This is a genomic window from Amycolatopsis sp. NPDC051373 (assembly GCF_040689465.1).
In the GTDB taxonomy this organism is placed as follows: Bacteria; Actinomycetota; Actinomycetes; order Mycobacteriales; family Pseudonocardiaceae; genus Amycolatopsis.
In genome coordinates this window covers 250645-266195 of sequence record NZ_JBFBAE010000013.1, presented here as the reverse complement: position 1 = coordinate 266195, position 15551 = coordinate 250645, and the positions used below count along the sequence as shown (strand labels likewise).

Here is a 15551-nt window from a genome sequence, read left to right as displayed (position 1 = left end):
AGAGACTTGTGGAATTGTTCAACGATCCGTACGGTGACTGCCATGTGACTCGTGCCACTATGAGAACTCTCCCTGCGAGGTACCCATGAACACGAACGTGACAGCAGGCATCACGAGTGCGGCCCGGCCGTTCGAGTGGTTCCGCTCCCTCGGACCCAAGGGCAAGCGCGCCTTCTTCGCCGCCTTCGGCGGTTACGGACTCGACTCCTTCGACTACCAGACCCTGCCGTTCGGTCTGGCCGCCATCACGGCGTACTTCGGCATCTCCTCCGGCGAGGCAGGCCTGCTCAGCACGACCACGTTGGTCGTCTCCGCGATCGGCGGCATCGGCGCCGGCGTGCTGGCCGACCGCATCGGCCGCGTCCGCACGCTGCAGCTGACCATCGCGCTGTACACGGTCTTCACGGTGCTCTGCGGTTTCGCACCGAACTTCGAGACGCTGCTGGTGTTCCGCGGCCTGCAGGGCCTCGGCTTCGGTGGCGAGTGGGCCGTCGGCGCCGCGCTGGTCGCCGAGTACTGCTCGGCGCGCTACCGCGGCCGGACCGTCGCGTTCGTGCAGAGCGCGTGGGCCGTGGGCTGGGGCCTGCTGGTGATCGTCTACACCGTGCTGTTCAGCGTGCTCGACGACGCCGTCGCGTGGCGCGTGCTGTTCTGGGTCGGTGTGCTGCCGGCGCTGCTCGTGCTGTGGGTGCGCCGCCGCGTGACCGACGCGGAGCACGTGACCGAACGCCGGCTGACGACTCTGAAGACCAAGGCGCGCGGTTCGCTCGCCGGCATCTTCCGCCCCGGCCTGCTGCGCACCACGCTCTTCGCGGCGCTGCTTGCGACCGGTGTCCAGGGCGGGTACTACACGCTGTTCACGTGGCTGCCCCAGTACCTCAAGACTGCCCGCGGCCTGTCCGTGGTCGGCACCGGCGGGTACTTCGCGCTGCTGATCCCCGGCGCGTTCATCGGCTACGTCTGCGGCGGGTACCTCGCGGACCTGTTGGGGCGCAAGCGAACCTTCCTGCTGTTCTCGGTGCTGTCGGCGGCGCTGATCGTGCTGTTCGTGCAGCTACCCTACGGCGCCAACGGCCTCATGCTGCTGATCAGCTTCCCGCTGGGGTTCTCGACGTCGGCGATCTTCAGCGGCTTCGGCGCGTACCTCGCGGAGCTGTACCCGACCGAGGTGCGGGCCACTGGCCAGGGCTTCACGTACAACTTCGGGCGCGCGGTGGGTGCCGCGTTCCCCGCGGTGGTCGGGTTCATGGGCGCGGGTGGCGCGATCGCGCTCGGTGCCGTCGGGTACGCGATCGCCGCGCTCGCGTTGCTGGGCCTGCCCGAAACCCGCGGACGGGAACTGACCGGGATCGGGTCATGACCACGTTCCGCGACCCAGCCACGCTGACACCTGCCGAGGCCCGCGCGCTCTTCCGCGCGGGCACCGAGCGGCCGACCGAGGGCTGGGCGCGGGGCTACGCGCAGGCCAACCTGATCGCCGTGCCGCAGGACTGGGCCGACGATGTGCTGCTGTTCTGCGCGCGCAACCCGCGCGCGTGCCCAGTGCTCGACGTCAGCCGGCCCGGCGACCCGGGATCGCGGCTCGCGCCGGGCGCCGACCTGCGCACCGATCTGCCGCGCTACCGCGTGTGGCACAACGGGGTGCTGACCGGCGAGGTCGGCGACGCGACGGGCCTGCGGCGCAGCGACATGGTGGCGTTCTCGATCGGCTGCACCTACTCGTTCGAGGCGCCGCTGGTCGCGGGCGGAGTGCCCCTGCGGAACCTGACGCAGGGGCGCGGCGTGGCGATGTACGTGACCGACCGTCCGTGCACGCCGGCCGGGCGGCTGCACGGACCGTTGGTGGTGACGATGCGGCCGGTCCCGGCCGAACTGCTCGACGAGGCCGTGCGGATCACCTCGGCGTCGCCCTCGCTGCCCGGCGCCCCGGTGCACGTCGGCGATCCGGCCGCGCTGGGCATCGCGGACCTGGCGCGGCCCGACTTCGGCGACGCCGTGGACCTGGAACCCGGCGACGTGCCGGTGTTCTGGGCCTGTGGCGTCACCCCCCAGGCGGCGGTGATGGCTTCGCGGCCGCCGTTCGCCATCACGCACGCGCCGGGGTACATGTTCTTGACAGACCAGCGCGAGACGGGAGTGACATGGATCTGAACAGTGACCTCGGCGAAGGCTTCGGCGCGTGGCGGATGGGCGACGACGAGGCGATGCTTGACATCGTGACCAGCGCGAACATCGCGTGCGGCTTCCACGCGGGCGACCCCGGCGTGATGCGGCGGGTGTGCGCCCGCGCGGCCGAGCGGGGCGTGACGATCGGGGCGCACGTGGGGTACCGCGACCTCGCCGGCTTCGGCCGCCGGGCGCTGGACATCTCACCCGCGGACCTCACGGACGACGTGCTGTACCAAATCGGCGCGTTGGACGCTTTCGCGCGAGCTGCGGGGTCTTCGGTGAAGTACGTGAAGGCGCACGGTGCGCTGTACAACACGGCGGCGGTGGATCCGGCGCAGGCGGCGGCGCTCGTGGAGGGCGTGCGGCAGTTCGGCACCGGGTTGGCGCTGTTGTGCCCGCCGGACTCCGAGATGCTGCGCGCGGCTTCGGCGGCCGGTGTGACGGGGTACGCGGAGGCGTTTGCCGATCGGGCTTACACGCCGGAGGGGCAGCTCGTGTCCCGCAAGCTGCCGGGTGCGGTGCTGCACGACGCCGACGAGGTCGCCGCGCGCGCCACGGCCATGGCAACGACGGGTTCGGTCCTCGATGTGGCCGGCGGGAAGCTCGACCTGAGGGCGGTTTCCCTCTGCGTGCACGGTGATACGCCGGGGGCCGTGGACATCGCGCGGCGGATTCGTGCTTCGTTGACGGAGGCGGGGGTCACGGTGGAGTCGTTCGTGTGATGGCCGTGTTGCCGTACGGCGGTTCCGCGGTTCTCGTGGAGGCTCAGGACGTGCTCGGGTTGCAGGCGGCGTTGGAGGCGGATCTGCCGGCCGGGGTGGTGGAGCTGGTGCCGGCCGCGCGGACGCTGTTGGTGCGGTTCGATCCTGCGGTGGTGGAGGTGGCTTCGTTGACGCGGTTGTTGTCTTCGGTGTCCACTGTGGATGTTGCCACCGGCTCTTCGGGTGCCGTCACCGTGCCGGTGCGCTACGACGGGGCGGATCTCGCCGATGTCGCGGAGGCTTCGGGGTTGTCGGTGCGGGAGGTCGTGTCCTTGCACAGCTCGGCTTCGTACGTGGTGTCGTTCTGCGGCTTCGCGCCGGGTTTCGCTTACTTGACGGGCCTGGATCCCGCGCTGCACCTGCCGCGCCGTTCCGTGCCACGCACCCGCGTGCCCGCCGGTTCGGTCGCCATCGCGGGCGAGTACTCGGCCGTCTACCCCCGCCCGTCCCCCGGTGGCTGGCACCTGGTGGGGACGACTTCGCTGCCGGTCTGGGACGTCGAGCGCGACCCGCCCAACCGGCTCACGCCGGGCACGCGCGTGCGGTTCGAGGCGGTGTGATGACCGGGAAGGTGGAAGTGCTCGCGACCGGTCCCTTCGCGACCGTTCAAGACCTGGGCCGGCCCGGTCTCGCCGCCGTCGGGGTCGGGCGGTCGGGGGCGGCGGACCGATCGTCGTTGCGGCTGGCGAACCGGCTGGTCGGCAATCCCGAGACGCACGCGGCCCTGGAAGTGACGCTCGGTGGGTTGCGGCTGCGGGTCTCCGAAGGCGCGTTGGTCGCCGTCACCGGTGCGGAGGTCGCGGTGTGGGCCGGGCGGCGAGCGGCCGCACCGAACGGACCCATCATGCTGCGGGTGGGCGAGGAGCTGGCGCTGGGCACGGCCACCCGCGGCCTGCGCTGCTACGTCGCTGTCCGCGGCGGTTTCGACGTGCGGCCTGTGCTCGGCGCGCGGGCCACCGACACCATGGGCGGGCTCGGGCCGCCGCCCCTGGCTCCGGGCATGACCCTTCCGGTGGGGGACGTCGTCGCCGGTCAGCCGGTCGTCGACCTGGCTCCGCTGGCCCGGCTTTCGGAAGAACCGGTTCTACGCGTCACCCCCGGGCCGCGCCTCGACTGGTTCACGCGGACAGCACTGTCCACTTTGGTCACCTCCCGCTACACGGTGACCACCGACCTCGACCGCGTCGGCGTCCGGCTCGACGGGCCGCCGCTCGACCGCGCACGCTCCGGCGAATTGCCGCCGGAAGCCGCCGTGCCGGGTGCACTGCAGGTGCCACCCTCGGGCGTGCCGATCCTTTTCCTCGCCGACCACCCCGTGACCGGCGGCTATCCCGTGCCCGCCGTCGTCCGCGAACCCGACCTCGACGTCGCCGCGCAGCTGCGGCCCGGGCAGCGCGTGCGCTTCGCGCTGAGCCGCGAAGGCTGACACCAGGCAGAACACCGCCAGTGGCACCTCGAGCACCGCCATCGCCACCGACGCCGCGACGTCCGGCCCGGCCGTGGTCACGTCGAACCACGCATCGACCAGCAGGAGCGCCCCCGTGGCGGCCGCGGGGGCCGGCGCGCGGCGATCGCCGCGCAGCAGCCACCAGCCGGTGAGCAGCAGGCCGGCCGACTCCAGCACGTCGAGCCCCATCCACGCGAGCCGCCAGTGCTGCGCCGCATACGTGTCGGGCAGAGTCGCGGCCAAGATTCCCAGCCACGGCAGCAATCCCGCTCCGGCGAGCGCCGGCACCCAACCCCTCTTCATGACTTCCCCTTCGTCCCGGCCAGGCTAGTCAATTGCAGAGACTTTTTGCAAACTTTTTCTGCAATGGTTCTCTGCACTACGCTGAGTGGCATGGCGGAACCACCGGAACAGCGGGTCCTCACCGGCCCCGACCTCAAGGCCCTCCAGAAGGCACTGGCCAACCCGGTGCGCCGCGACATCCTCGGCTACCTGGGCAAACACGGCGAAGCGAATTCGACGAGCGTCGCCAAGGCGCTCGGCGAGAGCACGGGCACCACGAGCTACCACCTGCGCAAGCTCGCCGAGCAGAAGCTGATCGCCGAGATCGAGGAGCGCTCGGCGGGCCGCGAACGGTGGTGGCGCTCGATGATGACCAACATCTACACCCCGCCCGGCCTCGAACTGACCGACGACGAGCGCACGGCCGCCACGCAGATCGGTGCGCTGAAGATGAGCCACGACCTCGACCTCGTCGTCCGCGCGTACGCCGGCTACGACAGTTCGGAAGGCTGGAACCAGATCTACCGGGCCGGACTCACGCTCACCAAAGACCAGGTGGAAGCGTTTGCGACCGAGTTCCGGGCGCTGCTGTGGAAGTACACGACCGAAGCGGAGCCAGGCGCGCGGGACATGGCCATCCGGCTCGTCGTACTACCGGAGGACAACCTCACAAACCCGACACCCGCAACGTCAGATTGAGCCGCCCCGTCAGGCCCAGCGCCGGGTCGGCCGTGCCGGGCAGGGTGCGCGGCACGCCGTGGTACGCCAGCCGCGAGGGGCCGCCGAAGACGAACAGGTCGCCGGAGCGCAGCTCGATGTCCGTGTAGGGCCGGTTGCGGTTCTCGGTGTTGCCGAAGCGGAAGACGCACGTGTCGCCGAGGCTCAGGGACACGACCGGCGCCAGGGAGCGCTCGTCCTTGTCCTCGTGCTGGCCCATTTTGGCCGTGGCGTCGTAGTAGTTCACGAGGGCGACGTCGGGTTCGTAGCCGGCCGGGTCGCCGTACGCCGAGGCCACCGCGCGCCGGCCGAGGTCGCCCAGCCAGGGCGGGAACGGTTCCACCGGCGAGCCGTCCTCACGGGTGCGGGAGTAGCGGTACGGGAGCCAGTGCCAGCCGAGGCAGACCATGCGGACGGACATCATCGCGCCGCTGGGCAGGCGGGTCTGGCGGTAGTCGCGCCAGCCACGGCAGGCCTCGACGAGCGAGCGCTGTTCGTCGAGGTCGAGCCAGTCGGGGACGTGGACCGCGCCAGGCGCGAGTTCGACCCGGGGACGTGGCAGCAGTTCCATCGCGAGCATTGTCGCAAACGGTTCGGTCCCAGGAGAGCGGCAGACCGCAGGAGCCACCCGAAGGGTCCAGCCGGGCGCTCCTGCGGCGGCACCCCTCGCCGTAACCGCCGCTTTTGACACTCCCACACTCGTGTGTCACAGGCCAGGTGTCGATCAGCTACAAGATGGAAACGTGACGCGACGGCCAAGACTCATCACACTGTGTCACGCAAACTCGATCTGCCCGATCTCGACCACGGTCACGCCGGCGCGCGCGGGCACGGGGTCGTTCATCGCGGCCAGCGCGGCCGGCACGTCGTCGAGGCCGATCCGGGTGCCGATGAGGCCCGCGAGGTCGATACCCGACCGCTCGACCACGCTCAGCAACTCGGGGTACTCGTGCGCCTGCAGGCCATGGATGCCCACGATCTCCAGCTCGCCGCCGATCACGCGGTGCATCGGGATCGGCGCGACGCCCTGCGCGGGCGGCATCAGGCCCGCCTGCACGTGCCGGCCGCGTTTGCGCAGGCTGCCGACCGAAGCGGCGCACGTGGCCGGCGAGCCCAGGCAGTCGAGCGACACGTGGGTGCCGCCGCCGGTCAGCGACCGGACGTGCTCGGCGAGCGCCTCCGGCCCCTCGAACGCGCCCGCGTCCACGCTCAGCACCGCGCCCGAACGCTCGGCGAGCGCTCGCGCGGCCGGCGAGACGTCCACCGCCACGACCTTCGCGCCCGCCGCCGCGGCCAGCAGCACAGCGGAGATCCCGACGCCGCCGCAGCCGTAGACCGAAACCCACTGGCCGGCGCGCACGCCGCCCTGCCGCAGCACCGCGCGGAACGCCGTGCCGAAGCGGCAGCCGAGCGCGGCCGCCTCCGCCGCCGACATCGCGTCCGGCAGCGCGACGAGGTTCGCCTGCGCGTGCTCGATCGCGACGAGCTCCGCGAACGACCCCCAGTGGGTGGCGCCCGGCTGGAACTCGTCGTCGCAGATCTGCTGGTCACCGCGCGCACACTGCGCACAGCTACCGCACGCGCACACGAACGGCACCGTCACCCGCGCGCCGACCTCCCAGCCGCGCACGCCCGCACCGATCGCAGCGATCCGCCCCGCCAGCTCGTGGCCGGCGACGTGCGGCAGCTTCACGGCCTCGTCGTGGCCCTGCCACGTGTGCCAGTCGCTGCGGCACACACCCGTGGCGTCCACCGCGATCACCACCCCGCCAGGCGGCGCCACCGGATCCGGCACCTCAACCACCTGGGGCAGCACCCCGAAATCCTCGATCACGACCGCACGCATGCGCTCGATCGTAGGAGAGGCAGCAGTCCCACCCGCACCCTGCTCGACATGCTCCTGCCGCGCGCTTCCGCCCCGCCAAGCCCACAACGCGAGATCGCGCCGGTTTCCGGATTGGGCGGCGCGATCGGCCGCCAGGCCGATCCGGTCGCTCAATCCGGAAACCGGCTCAAAGGCGATCTCGCACGCCTCGGCGGAGCCGAGGCCGAAAACACAGCCGAAGGTGGCTTATCGGTGCTGAGCGCGCGAGCGCGAAGGACCGAGAAGCCGCCGCAGGGAATTCGGCGGGACACCCAGGATGTCTTCCAGATTCCTTAGGGCCTGCAACGATTCCGGCCGCTCCGGGCGGCACCGCCCCGACTGCCAGTGGCTCAATGTCGCGAGACTGAGGGAAGTTCCCCTGCCACGCAAGCGATATCTGATCCTATCCAGTCCTAGCCCCCTCGCCCTGATTGCCGCCCGCAGGGCGTCCGCGAACGGGCCGGCCTCGAGCAGCCGCCCGAGATCCCGTTCCGCCGTTTCCGCCCTGTCCATCGTCGACGTTCGCTGACCGGTCATCGCACACGCTCCGAACCATGTCGCTTCCCGAAACCTCGGAGCGTAGGCCGGAGTCCACATGATCGGAAGGGCACTCACCCGCCTGCGGAGAGAGAACGAGCGATCTCCGCAAAGGGTTCCGCGTAGCCGGAATTGACGGTGACGTAGGAAATCCCCCACCGTTCGCGCCACCGGAGAAGAGTTTCCTTTGCTACAGCCGGGTTTTCCGGCAGAACCGTGACTGCGCCGGCAGCGGCGAGCTCGGGTACGTCCACACCGGTGTACTTCGCGATCTGCGGCGCCGGCGCATTTCCGACGGCAATCAAGTTCACCGAAAGTTCGATGTCGGCGAATCGCGTGCCCGCCATTTCGCGGAAGTTGTCCACAATAGAATCGGCTTCGGATTCCGTGGTCTGCGGTGCCCACGACAGAGTGACCACATCGGCCTCGCGCGCGGCGAGCGCGAGCATCTTCGGCCCGCCGCCGGCGAGCAGCAGGCGCGGCCGCTCGGGCGTCTGCTTCAGGAACGCGATGGTGTCGGCCAGGCGCGCGATGCGCTCACCCGGCGACGCGAACTCCCGGCCGAGGCCGCGCGCGAACGCACCGGCGCCGGGCCGCCCGACGCCCAGGCCGAGCTCGAACCGGCCGCCCGTCACGCGGTGCAACGTGGACACCTGCCAGCCGAGCTGACGGACGTCGCGGAACGGGTCAGCGAGCACGAAGGTGCCCAGCGTGAGGCGGCTGGTGACGGCGGCGGCCGCGGGCACCAGCGTGAGCGGGTCGGCGTCGCCGACGGGGTCGGTGGCGAGCAGGGTGTCGAGGCCGAGCTCCTCGATCCGGCGGGCCTGGTCGGTCCAGGCCTTGAGGTCGGGGGCGTACCCGGAGACGATCCCGAAGCGGAACGGTTTGGTGGTCATGGCGACCATCGTCGGCGCCGGCGGGGGTAGCCCACATCCGCCGAGAAGCGACACCGGCGCGTACGCCCGGCAGCGCAGGTTTGCTCAGCGCGGAATCGGCGATCTTGGTTGCCTGTGGACAACTCCAGTGAGCACCGGGTTTTGTCGGTGCGCGCAGGTAGAATGGATCTTGGGCGGCCCCCTGGGAGGGTGGGCCCTGCCGCCGGCCCAGCTCTGCGCCAGCCCAGCCCTGCCGCCAACCCAGCCTGCCGCCAACCCAGCCCTGCCGCCGGCTCAGCCCTGTCCGCAGCCCAGAACAGCTCAGCGCACGGCGACAGACAGCGCTTGCGCGATCTCCTTGCCGATCGCGTGCGTCGCCGCGTCCGGCGGCTGGCCCACCTTCACGACCATCGGCCCGCCGAACGGCTGGCGCTCCACCACCTCGATGCGTTCGCCCAGGCCGATGGCGTGCTCGGTGAGGTAGCGCAGCAGTTCCGGGTCCGTGTCCCACACGCGCACGATCTCGCCGACGGCACCGGGCGGCAGGTCGTCCAGGATGCGCATCGGCACCTCCTCGACGCTGCCGTCGGGGGCCGGGATGGGATCGCCGTGCGGATCGCGCAGGGGATTGCCGAGTTTGGCGGCGATGCGCTCGACCAGCCGGTCGGACACCGCGTGCTCCAGCGCGTCGGCCTCCGAGTGGACCTCGTCCCAGGTGTAGCCCAGCTCGGAGACGAGGTAGGTCTCGATCAACCGGTGCCGGCGCAGCACCGAGCGCGCCAGCAGCCGCCCCTCGGCGGTCAGCTCGATACCCCGGTAGGGCACGTGGGCCACCAGGCCGAGCTGCGAAAGCTTCGTGACCATGCCCGACGCCGACGACGGGCTCACCTCGAGCCGTCCCGCCAGCGTCGCATTGGTCACGGCCTCACCGCGCTCGACGAGCCCGTAGATCACGCGCACGTAGTCCTCGACCGACGACGACCTCCGGACGGAACCATCTTCCATACCGCATACGATACGGGCTCGCCCCTCACCGTCCGGACGCCGTGGGGCGCCCGAATGTGGTTCAACGCTGAACGACTCGGTCCGGACCGGCGTGGTCCGGACGGCCGCACTCACGGCCGCCAGCGGTACCTGATCCAGCCCGGCACGGGCTCCGCGCCCAGCTGCTCGTAGAACGCCTCGGCCTTCTCGTTGCCCGCCTGCATGTCCCACTCGACGCGGCCGGTGGTGCGCGAACGCAGCTCGTCGAGCAGCTCGCGGCCCAGCCCGTGGCGGCGGTGTTCGGGGCGGATGAACAGGTCGTCGAGCCAGATCCCCGGCCGCGCTTCCCACGTCGAGAAGTTCCAGCTGCAGAACGCGAAGCCCGCGACCACGTCCGGGCGGTGCGGCAGCGTCGCGAGGACGACCCACGCCTTGGGCTCGGGCCCGAACAGGTATCCGCTCATCTCGGCGCGGTCGAGCTTCAGGTCGTGCTTGTCCTCGTACACGGCGTGCTCTTCGATGAGCGCGCAGATCTCTTCGGCGTCTTCGAAGACGGCGTCGCGGACGGGCATGCGAGGAGCCCCAATCTTGTCGGTGGTAGCGGTTACGGTGCGGACATGAGCCCCGAAGACCGGTTCGAGAACCTGATCGACGAGCTGCTGGGCGGCGAAGACGCCGAGGGCGTCGAGCCGCCACGGCCCGGAAGCGGGTTCGGGTCGAGTGCCCTGCGCGTGGACAACCGCATCTTCGCCATGCTCGTGCGCGGGCGCCTCGTGGTAAAGCTGCCGAAGCGCCGCGTCGACGCGCTGGTGGCCGAGGGCCACGGCGTGCGGTTCGACGCGAACAAAGGCACGCCGATGAAGGAGTGGTTCACGCTCGACGAGGAGTCGTCGCTCGACTGGCCCGCGTTGGCGCGCGAAGCGTGTGCGTTCGTCGGCAAGCGATAGGTCACGATGCCTCGTAGCGCAGTTCGCCACCCACGGCGGTGGCGAGCACGCGGACATCTTCCACAGCGTCCATAGTGGACAGATGATCACCCGAAAGGACTACGAAGTCTGCCAGCTTGCCCGGCTCCAGCGTGCCGAGGTCGTGTTCGGCGAAGGTCGCGTACGCCGAGCCGTAGGTGTACGCGCGCAGCGCCTCCTGCGGGGTGAGCGCTTCCTCGGGCGAGAACGGCGCGCCCGACGACGTGCGCCGGTGCACCATGTCGGCCAGGCCGAGCAGCGGCGCGCCGTCGACGACCGGCCGGTCCGAGCTCGCGGGCAGCACGCAGCCGGCGTCGAGGACGCTGCGCAGGCGGTAACACCACGGCACCCGTGACTCGCCGAGCGCGGCGCGCATGCCGTCGCCCAGCTCGTTCACGAACCGGCCCTGCGGCGAAGCGATGAGCCCGAGCCGAGCCAGCCGAGCCAGCTCCGCCGGCTGAAGCACCGCGCAGTGCTCGATGCGGTGCCGGTGGTCCTCGCGCGGCGAAGCGGCCAACGCGGCTTCGTACGCGTCGAGCACCACGGTGATGGCGCGGTCGCCGATGGCGTGCGTCGCGATCTGCCAGCCCGCGTCGTGCGCGATGCGGATCGTGCGGGCCAGCTCCTCCTCGGGTACCTGGAAGTAGCCGCGGTTGTCCGGCTCGCCCGCGAACGGCTCGTGCATCGCGCAGGTGCGCCCGACCAGCGAACCATCGGCGAAGAGCTTCATCGGCCCGACGCGCAGCCACTCGTCGCCGAAGCCCGTGCGCAGGCCCAGGTCAAGGCCGAACCCGGCGCCGTCGGGCAGGTCGTGGAGCACGCTCGCGGCCACCATCACCGTGCTCCGCACGCGCAGCACCCCGCGTTCGCGCGCCAGCTGGTAGGCGGCCAGCTCGGCGGGCGTCTCCCCGACCAGCCCGCCGCCGATGCCGGCCTCCTGCACGCTCGTGATGCCCTCGGCCAGGAACCGCTCGCTCGCGCGGTCGAGGCCGCGGACCACGGACTCCATCGGCGCCGGGTAGGTCAGCGGTCGCAGCAGGAGCTGGGCCTGCTCACGCAGCAGCCCGGTCGGCGACCCGGAAGCGTCGAGCACCACGTCGCCGCCCACCGGCACGTGCGCGAGATCGAGCTGGTGCAGCACGGCGGAGTTGACCACGGTCATGTGCCCGGACGTGTGCTTGAGCCGCACGAGCATCCCGGGCGCGGCGCGGTCGAGGCCGTGGCGGTCGGGGTGCGCGCCGCCGGCCAGCTTGTTCTGGTCGTAACCGCTGCCGATGACCCAGCTGCCGGCAGGCAGCTCGGCGGCCCGGCGTGCCACTGCGTCGTAGACCTCCTCGACGCTGCGGCAGTCGCTCAGCGCCACGTCGTCCAGGCCCATGCCGAACCACGCCATGTGGTTGTGGGCGTCGTGAAACCCGGGCACCACGTAAGCGCCGCCGAGGTCGATCCGCCGGCGCGCCGACAGCGCCTCGGCGTCCTCGCCCAGCGCCACGACCCGGCCGTGCAGCACGGCGAGCGCACTGTCCCCGGTGGCGCTCTCCCCGGTAGCACTGTCCCCGGTGAGCAGCCGGGCGTTCTCGTACACCGCGTCGACCCGCATGAACGCGACCCTATCGATCGATCGATCGAACGTCTAGGCTCACTGTCATGAGCACCGTGGACCTCGCCGTCGAGGGCGGCATCGCGCACATCCAGCTGAACCGCCCCGAGCGGCTGAACGCCGTGGCGCCCGTGCTGGTGGACGACTTTCTGACCGCGCTGGACGGCGTCGCACGCAGCACCGCCCGCGTGGTTCTGCTGTCCGGCAACGGCCGCGCCTTCTGCGCCGGCCACGACCTCAAGGAGCCGACGCCGGAAGGCGACTCGCGGGCCCGGCTCGACCGGCTGCAGGACGTGACTCGCAAGCTGCGCGCGCTGCCGCAGCCGGTGATCGCCGCTGTGCACGGCTACGCGCTCGGCGCCGGCGCGGAGTTCGCGCTCGGCTGCGACCTGGTGCTGGCCGCCGACGACGCAGTGTTCGGCTTCCCCGAAGTCTCGCTCGGGCTCAGCGTGACGGGCGCGGCTTCGCGCCTGCTGCCGCTGCTCGTCGGGCCCATGAGGGCCAAGGAGCTGCTCCTGCTCGGCGAGCGCTTCGACGGCCTGCGCGCCCACGACCTGGGCCTGGTCAACGCCGCCGTACCGGCCGCCGAGCTCATGACGCTGGCGCTGGGCTGGGCCGAAAAGATCGCGCACCACCCCGCCGAGGCCGCCACCATGGCCAAGCGGGCGCTCGACTCCGGCATCGACCACGCGCTGGAATCAGCCCTGGAGCTGGAGGTCAGCCACGCGCTGATCACCGAGCACTCGGCCGCCGTGCGCGAGTCCACCGAGGCGTTCCGGAGCCGTGCGTGAAGACCCTGCAGCAGGCCGACACCCTCGTGGCGCTGCTCGACCGCGCCGCGCAGCTGTGGCCGGAGCGCACGGCGTGGGTCTTCGACGCGACGGGCGAGCGGTTCACCTTCGCCGACGTCGACGAGCGCAGCGGCCGGTTCGCCGCCGCGTTGCACGGGCTGGGCGTGCGGCCCGGCGACCGCGTGGCCGTGATGCTGCGCAACCAGCCGGAGTTCCCGCTGCTGTGGCTCGCGATGGCGAAGCTCGGCGCGGTGCTGGTGCCGGTAAACACGAACTACCGCGAGTTCGACGGCGCCCACGTGCTGCGCCACTCCGGCGCGCGGTTCGCGGTGGGGGCCGAGGAGTTCGTGGAGCTGCTGGAGAAGATCGCGCCGGACACCGCTGTGGAGCGAGTGCTGACGCCGGCGGAGCTGCGGGCTTCGGACGCGAAGCCGGCCACGGCCGTCGTCGCCGAGCAGCCCGTGAACATCCAGTACACCTCCGGCACCACCGGCGCGCCCAAGGGCTGCGTGCTGCCGCACCGGTACTGGACCACGCTCGCCGTCAGCCTCGCCACGGACTTCCCCGCCATCGGAGAAGAAGACATCCTCCTGACCGCCCAGCCGTTCCACTACATCGATCCACAGTGGAACGTCGCGTTGGGACTCGCGGGCGGCGCGACGCTCGTGGTGCTCGACCGCTTCCACCCGTCCACGTTCTGGGCCAAGGTGCGCGAGCACCGAGTCACGTGGTTCTACTGCCTCGGCCTGATGCCGACACTCCTACTGCGCCAGCCGCCGCACGAAAACGACCGCAACCACCGCGTGCGTGCGATCTGCGCGTCGGCCATCCCGCGTGAGCTGCACGCCGAGCTGGAACAGCGGTGGGGCGCGCCGTGGTACGAGGCGTTCGGCATGACCGAGACCGGCGGCGACATCCGTGTGCCGGAGGCCGACCACGACGTCGCCGTGGGCACCGGCTGCATCGGCCGGCCCAGCCGCGACCGCGAGGTGATGATCGCCGACGAGGCCGGGAAACCCCTGCCGCGCGGGGAAACCGGCGAGCTGCTCATCCGCGGTATCGGCCTGATGCACGGCTACCACGACGACGCGCAAGCCACCGCGCGCGCGTTCGCCGGCGGCTGGTTCCACACGGGCGACCTCGCGAGCATGGACGCCGAGGGCCGCGTCTTCTTCGTGGGCCGCACCAAGGACATGATCCGGCGCAGCGGCGAGAACGTCTCGGCCGACGAGGTCGAACGCGCGCTGCTGCTGCACCCCGCCGTACGCCTGGCGGCGGTGCTCGCGGTGCCGGACGAGCTGCGCGGCGAAGAGGTGAAGGCCTACGTCGTCTGCGAAGGTTCGCCGACACCCGAGGAGCTGGCGGAGTTCTGCGCGGAGAAACTGGCCTACTTCAAGGTGCCGCGGTTCTGGGCCTTCGCCGACGAACTACCGCTCACCCCGTCCGAACGCGTCGCGAAGGGCGAGCTGCGGAAGGTGGCGGACCTGCGCGCCGACGCGTGGGACCGGACCACGGGGACGTGGCTGTGAGCAGCGGTGAACGCGTGCGCGCGGCGGCCGTGAAACTGTTCGCCGCCAAGGGTTTCCACGGCACCGGCATCCGCGAACTCGCGAGCGAGGCCGAGCTGTCGTCGGCGAGCCTGTACCACTACATGGGCACCAAGGAGGACCTGCTCGTCGAGATCATGACCACCGCGTTGCGGCGGCTGCTCGACGCGGCGGACAAGGCCACCGCCGGCGCGGCCGACCCGGTGGCGCGCCTGCGTTCGCTCGTCGCGCTTCACGTGCTCGCCCACGCCGCGCGGCCCGCCGAAACCCGCGTGGTGGACAACGAGGTCGACGCGCTTTCGGATGCCGCGCGTACGCGAGTCGTCGCTCTGCGGGACGAATACGAGGGCCTGTGGGCACAGGCGATTTCCGACGGCGTCGCCGCGGGCGTGTTCCACACCCCACACCCGGCCGTGACGCGCCTGGCACTGCTGGAGATGTGCAGCGGAGTTGCCCGTTGGTACTCACCAAGGGGGCCGTTGCCGCTCGAAGGGCTGGCCACGCACTACGCGGAGCTGGCGCTCGGGGCGCTCGGACACCCCGTTGCCGTAGCTGTTCCCGATCTGCGACAGTGCCTGGAAGTGGTCGCCCAGGTGTGGGACATGCCTGTTCAGCCGGGGTTTTAGCGACCTACGCCTTGCTGATTGGGCGAACGTGGGGGACGCTCGAAGGGTGACTGAGCAAACGATCCACCTGGAATTGGACGACTCGGGTCTCGCACCTAGCCTGCCCGCTCCAGCAAATCCCCGCGACCAGGTGCAGGATGTGCCTTACCGCCCGGTCGAGTTCCGCGACGACGATCTGCCCACCGCACTCGAACGCTGTGCCTTGTGGCTGCGTCAAGCTCAGGAGTGGCTCGGTGAACCGCTCGACATCCTGGCGATCCACTTGGACTACGACGACCGCCAGGGTTCCCCGTATTACGACGTGAAGGTGCTCTGCAACGAAGAGGACCTGGCCGGCGTCCCCATCGCCCTCCGCAACAGCAGCAAGTGATTCACTGAGATCACCG

19 protein-coding genes are annotated in these 15551 nt (G+C 71.0%); 12 read left to right on the top strand and 7 right to left on the bottom strand.

The window, feature by feature from the left end; all coding sequences use genetic code 11:
• Positions 1-85 precede the first annotated feature (85 nt).
• The 6 genes from AB0383_RS25740 to AB0383_RS25715 all read left to right on the top strand — a co-directional run bounded on the left by AB0383_RS25740 (position 86) and on the right by AB0383_RS25715 (position 5358).
• Entirely contained in the window at positions 86-1360 is a 1275-nt protein-coding gene (locus AB0383_RS25740; protein ID WP_366188738.1) for an MFS transporter, read from the top strand.
• Positions 1357-2151, top strand: coding sequence for a putative hydro-lyase (locus AB0383_RS25735; RefSeq protein WP_366188737.1), 795 nt, complete (start codon positions 1357-1359; stop codon positions 2149-2151). Before AB0383_RS25740 ends, AB0383_RS25735 begins: the two co-directional genes overlap by 4 nt.
• Complete coding sequence (locus tag AB0383_RS25730) at positions 2142-2891, top strand: 5-oxoprolinase subunit PxpA (RefSeq protein WP_366188736.1); 750 nt, start codon at positions 2142-2144, stop codon at positions 2889-2891. The genes AB0383_RS25735 and AB0383_RS25730 overlap by 10 nt, the downstream gene beginning before the upstream one ends.
• Positions 2891-3490, top strand: coding sequence for a 5-oxoprolinase subunit PxpB (gene pxpB, locus AB0383_RS25725; RefSeq protein WP_364180453.1), 600 nt, complete (start codon positions 2891-2893; stop codon positions 3488-3490). The genes AB0383_RS25730 and pxpB overlap by 1 nt, the downstream gene beginning before the upstream one ends.
• On the top strand, positions 3490-4356 hold the full coding sequence (locus tag AB0383_RS25720; RefSeq protein ID WP_364180452.1) for a biotin-dependent carboxyltransferase family protein: 867 nt from the start codon (positions 3490-3492) through the stop codon (positions 4354-4356). Before pxpB ends, AB0383_RS25720 begins: the two co-directional genes overlap by 1 nt.
• A 414-nt stretch (positions 4357-4770) precedes the next feature.
• The gene (locus AB0383_RS25715) at positions 4771-5358 is read left to right on the top strand and encodes a helix-turn-helix domain-containing protein (protein ID WP_366188735.1); all 588 of its coding nucleotides are present in this window, start codon (positions 4771-4773) and stop codon (positions 5356-5358) included.
• On the opposite strand, the gene AB0383_RS25710 is transcribed toward AB0383_RS25715, so the two are convergent.
• Entirely contained in the window at positions 5327-5947 is a 621-nt protein-coding gene (locus tag AB0383_RS25710) for an alpha-ketoglutarate-dependent dioxygenase AlkB (RefSeq protein WP_366188734.1), read from the bottom strand. The genes AB0383_RS25715 and AB0383_RS25710 overlap by 32 nt on opposite strands.
• Positions 5948-6151: 204 nt before the next feature.
• Entirely contained in the window at positions 6152-7222 is a 1071-nt protein-coding gene (locus AB0383_RS25705) for an alcohol dehydrogenase catalytic domain-containing protein (protein WP_366188733.1), read from the bottom strand.
• Positions 7223-7270: 48 nt separating this feature from the next.
• Between AB0383_RS25705 and AB0383_RS25700 the strand changes: the two genes are divergently transcribed.
• Positions 7271-7537 (top strand): hypothetical protein, encoded by a 267-nt coding sequence (locus AB0383_RS25700; RefSeq protein ID WP_364180533.1) that lies wholly within the window; start codon positions 7271-7273, stop codon positions 7535-7537.
• On the opposite strand, the gene AB0383_RS25695 is transcribed toward AB0383_RS25700, so the two are convergent.
• The 4 genes from AB0383_RS25695 to AB0383_RS25680 all read right to left on the bottom strand — a co-directional run bounded on the left by AB0383_RS25695 (position 7448) and on the right by AB0383_RS25680 (position 10208).
• Complete coding sequence (locus AB0383_RS25695) at positions 7448-7777, bottom strand: transcriptional regulator (protein ID WP_354874815.1); 330 nt, start codon at positions 7775-7777, stop codon at positions 7448-7450. The genes AB0383_RS25700 and AB0383_RS25695 overlap by 90 nt on opposite strands.
• 74 nt (positions 7778-7851) lie before the next feature.
• The gene (locus AB0383_RS25690; protein ID WP_364180445.1) at positions 7852-8673 is read right to left on the bottom strand and encodes an LLM class flavin-dependent oxidoreductase; all 822 of its coding nucleotides are present in this window, start codon (positions 8671-8673) and stop codon (positions 7852-7854) included.
• A 300-nt stretch (positions 8674-8973) separates the two neighbouring features.
• Positions 8974-9657, bottom strand: a complete 684-nt coding sequence (locus AB0383_RS25685; protein ID WP_354874811.1) for a metal-dependent transcriptional regulator — start codon at positions 9655-9657, stop codon at positions 8974-8976.
• Between the two features lie 110 nt (positions 9658-9767).
• On the bottom strand, positions 9768-10208 hold the full coding sequence (locus tag AB0383_RS25680; RefSeq protein WP_364180443.1) for a GNAT family N-acetyltransferase: 441 nt from the start codon (positions 10206-10208) through the stop codon (positions 9768-9770).
• 45 nt (positions 10209-10253) lie between these two features.
• Between AB0383_RS25680 and AB0383_RS25675 the strand changes: the two genes are divergently transcribed.
• Positions 10254-10583: a hypothetical protein gene (locus tag AB0383_RS25675; RefSeq protein WP_366188732.1), complete on the top strand. Its 330-nt coding sequence runs from the start codon at positions 10254-10256 to the stop codon at positions 10581-10583.
• Between the two features lies 1 nt (position 10584).
• Here AB0383_RS25675 and AB0383_RS25670 read toward each other — a convergent pair whose 3' ends face one another.
• Positions 10585-12201 (bottom strand): amidohydrolase, encoded by a 1617-nt coding sequence (locus AB0383_RS25670; RefSeq protein WP_364180439.1) that lies wholly within the window; start codon positions 12199-12201, stop codon positions 10585-10587.
• Between the two features lie 47 nt (positions 12202-12248).
• Between AB0383_RS25670 and AB0383_RS25665 the strand changes: the two genes are divergently transcribed.
• The 4 genes from AB0383_RS25665 to AB0383_RS25650 are packed head-to-tail and all read left to right on the top strand — an operon-like array spanning position 12249 to position 15535.
• Positions 12249-12992 carry an enoyl-CoA hydratase/isomerase family protein gene (locus AB0383_RS25665; protein ID WP_366188731.1) on the top strand — a complete coding sequence of 248 codons (744 nt, stop codon included), beginning with the start codon at positions 12249-12251 and terminating at the stop codon, positions 12990-12992.
• Complete coding sequence (locus tag AB0383_RS25660) at positions 12989-14521, top strand: ATP-dependent acyl-CoA ligase (protein ID WP_366188730.1); 1533 nt, start codon at positions 12989-12991, stop codon at positions 14519-14521. Before AB0383_RS25665 ends, AB0383_RS25660 begins: the two co-directional genes overlap by 4 nt.
• Entirely contained in the window at positions 14518-15165 is a 648-nt protein-coding gene (locus tag AB0383_RS25655; protein WP_364180434.1) for a TetR/AcrR family transcriptional regulator, read from the top strand. Before AB0383_RS25660 ends, AB0383_RS25655 begins: the two co-directional genes overlap by 4 nt.
• Before the next feature lie 46 nt (positions 15166-15211).
• The gene (locus AB0383_RS25650) at positions 15212-15535 is read left to right on the top strand and encodes a hypothetical protein (RefSeq protein WP_366188729.1); all 324 of its coding nucleotides are present in this window, start codon (positions 15212-15214) and stop codon (positions 15533-15535) included.
• Positions 15536-15551 lie beyond the last annotated feature (16 nt).

Excerpts from the sequence above, each read along its gene's own strand:
- AB0383_RS25740 (WP_366188738.1), top strand. The coding sequence starts at position 86 with ATGAACACGAACGTGACAGCAGGCATCACGAGTGCGGCCCGGCCGTTC.
- AB0383_RS25735 (WP_366188737.1), top strand. The coding sequence starts at position 1,357 with ATGACCACGTTCCGCGACCCAGCCACGCTGACACCTGCCGAGGCCCGC.
- AB0383_RS25730 (WP_366188736.1), top strand. The coding sequence starts at position 2,142 with ATGGATCTGAACAGTGACCTCGGCGAAGGCTTCGGCGCGTGGCGGATG.
- pxpB (WP_364180453.1), top strand. The coding sequence starts at position 2,891 with ATGGCCGTGTTGCCGTACGGCGGTTCCGCGGTTCTCGTGGAGGCTCAG.
- AB0383_RS25720 (WP_364180452.1), top strand. The coding sequence starts at position 3,490 with ATGACCGGGAAGGTGGAAGTGCTCGCGACCGGTCCCTTCGCGACCGTT.
- AB0383_RS25715 (WP_366188735.1), top strand. The coding sequence starts at position 4,771 with ATGGCGGAACCACCGGAACAGCGGGTCCTCACCGGCCCCGACCTCAAG.
- AB0383_RS25710 (WP_366188734.1), bottom strand. The coding sequence starts at position 5,947 with ATGGAACTGCTGCCACGTCCCCGGGTCGAACTCGCGCCTGGCGCGGTC.
- AB0383_RS25705 (WP_366188733.1), bottom strand. The coding sequence starts at position 7,222 with ATGCGTGCGGTCGTGATCGAGGATTTCGGGGTGCTGCCCCAGGTGGTT.
- AB0383_RS25700 (WP_364180533.1), top strand. The coding sequence starts at position 7,271 with ATGCTCCTGCCGCGCGCTTCCGCCCCGCCAAGCCCACAACGCGAGATC.
- AB0383_RS25695 (WP_354874815.1), bottom strand. The coding sequence starts at position 7,777 with ATGACCGGTCAGCGAACGTCGACGATGGACAGGGCGGAAACGGCGGAA.
- AB0383_RS25690 (WP_364180445.1), bottom strand. The coding sequence starts at position 8,673 with ATGACCACCAAACCGTTCCGCTTCGGGATCGTCTCCGGGTACGCCCCC.
- AB0383_RS25685 (WP_354874811.1), bottom strand. The coding sequence starts at position 9,657 with ATGGAAGATGGTTCCGTCCGGAGGTCGTCGTCGGTCGAGGACTACGTG.
- AB0383_RS25680 (WP_364180443.1), bottom strand. The coding sequence starts at position 10,208 with ATGCCCGTCCGCGACGCCGTCTTCGAAGACGCCGAAGAGATCTGCGCG.
- AB0383_RS25675 (WP_366188732.1), top strand. The coding sequence starts at position 10,254 with ATGAGCCCCGAAGACCGGTTCGAGAACCTGATCGACGAGCTGCTGGGC.
- AB0383_RS25670 (WP_364180439.1), bottom strand. The coding sequence starts at position 12,201 with ATGCGGGTCGACGCGGTGTACGAGAACGCCCGGCTGCTCACCGGGGAC.
- AB0383_RS25665 (WP_366188731.1), top strand. The coding sequence starts at position 12,249 with ATGAGCACCGTGGACCTCGCCGTCGAGGGCGGCATCGCGCACATCCAG.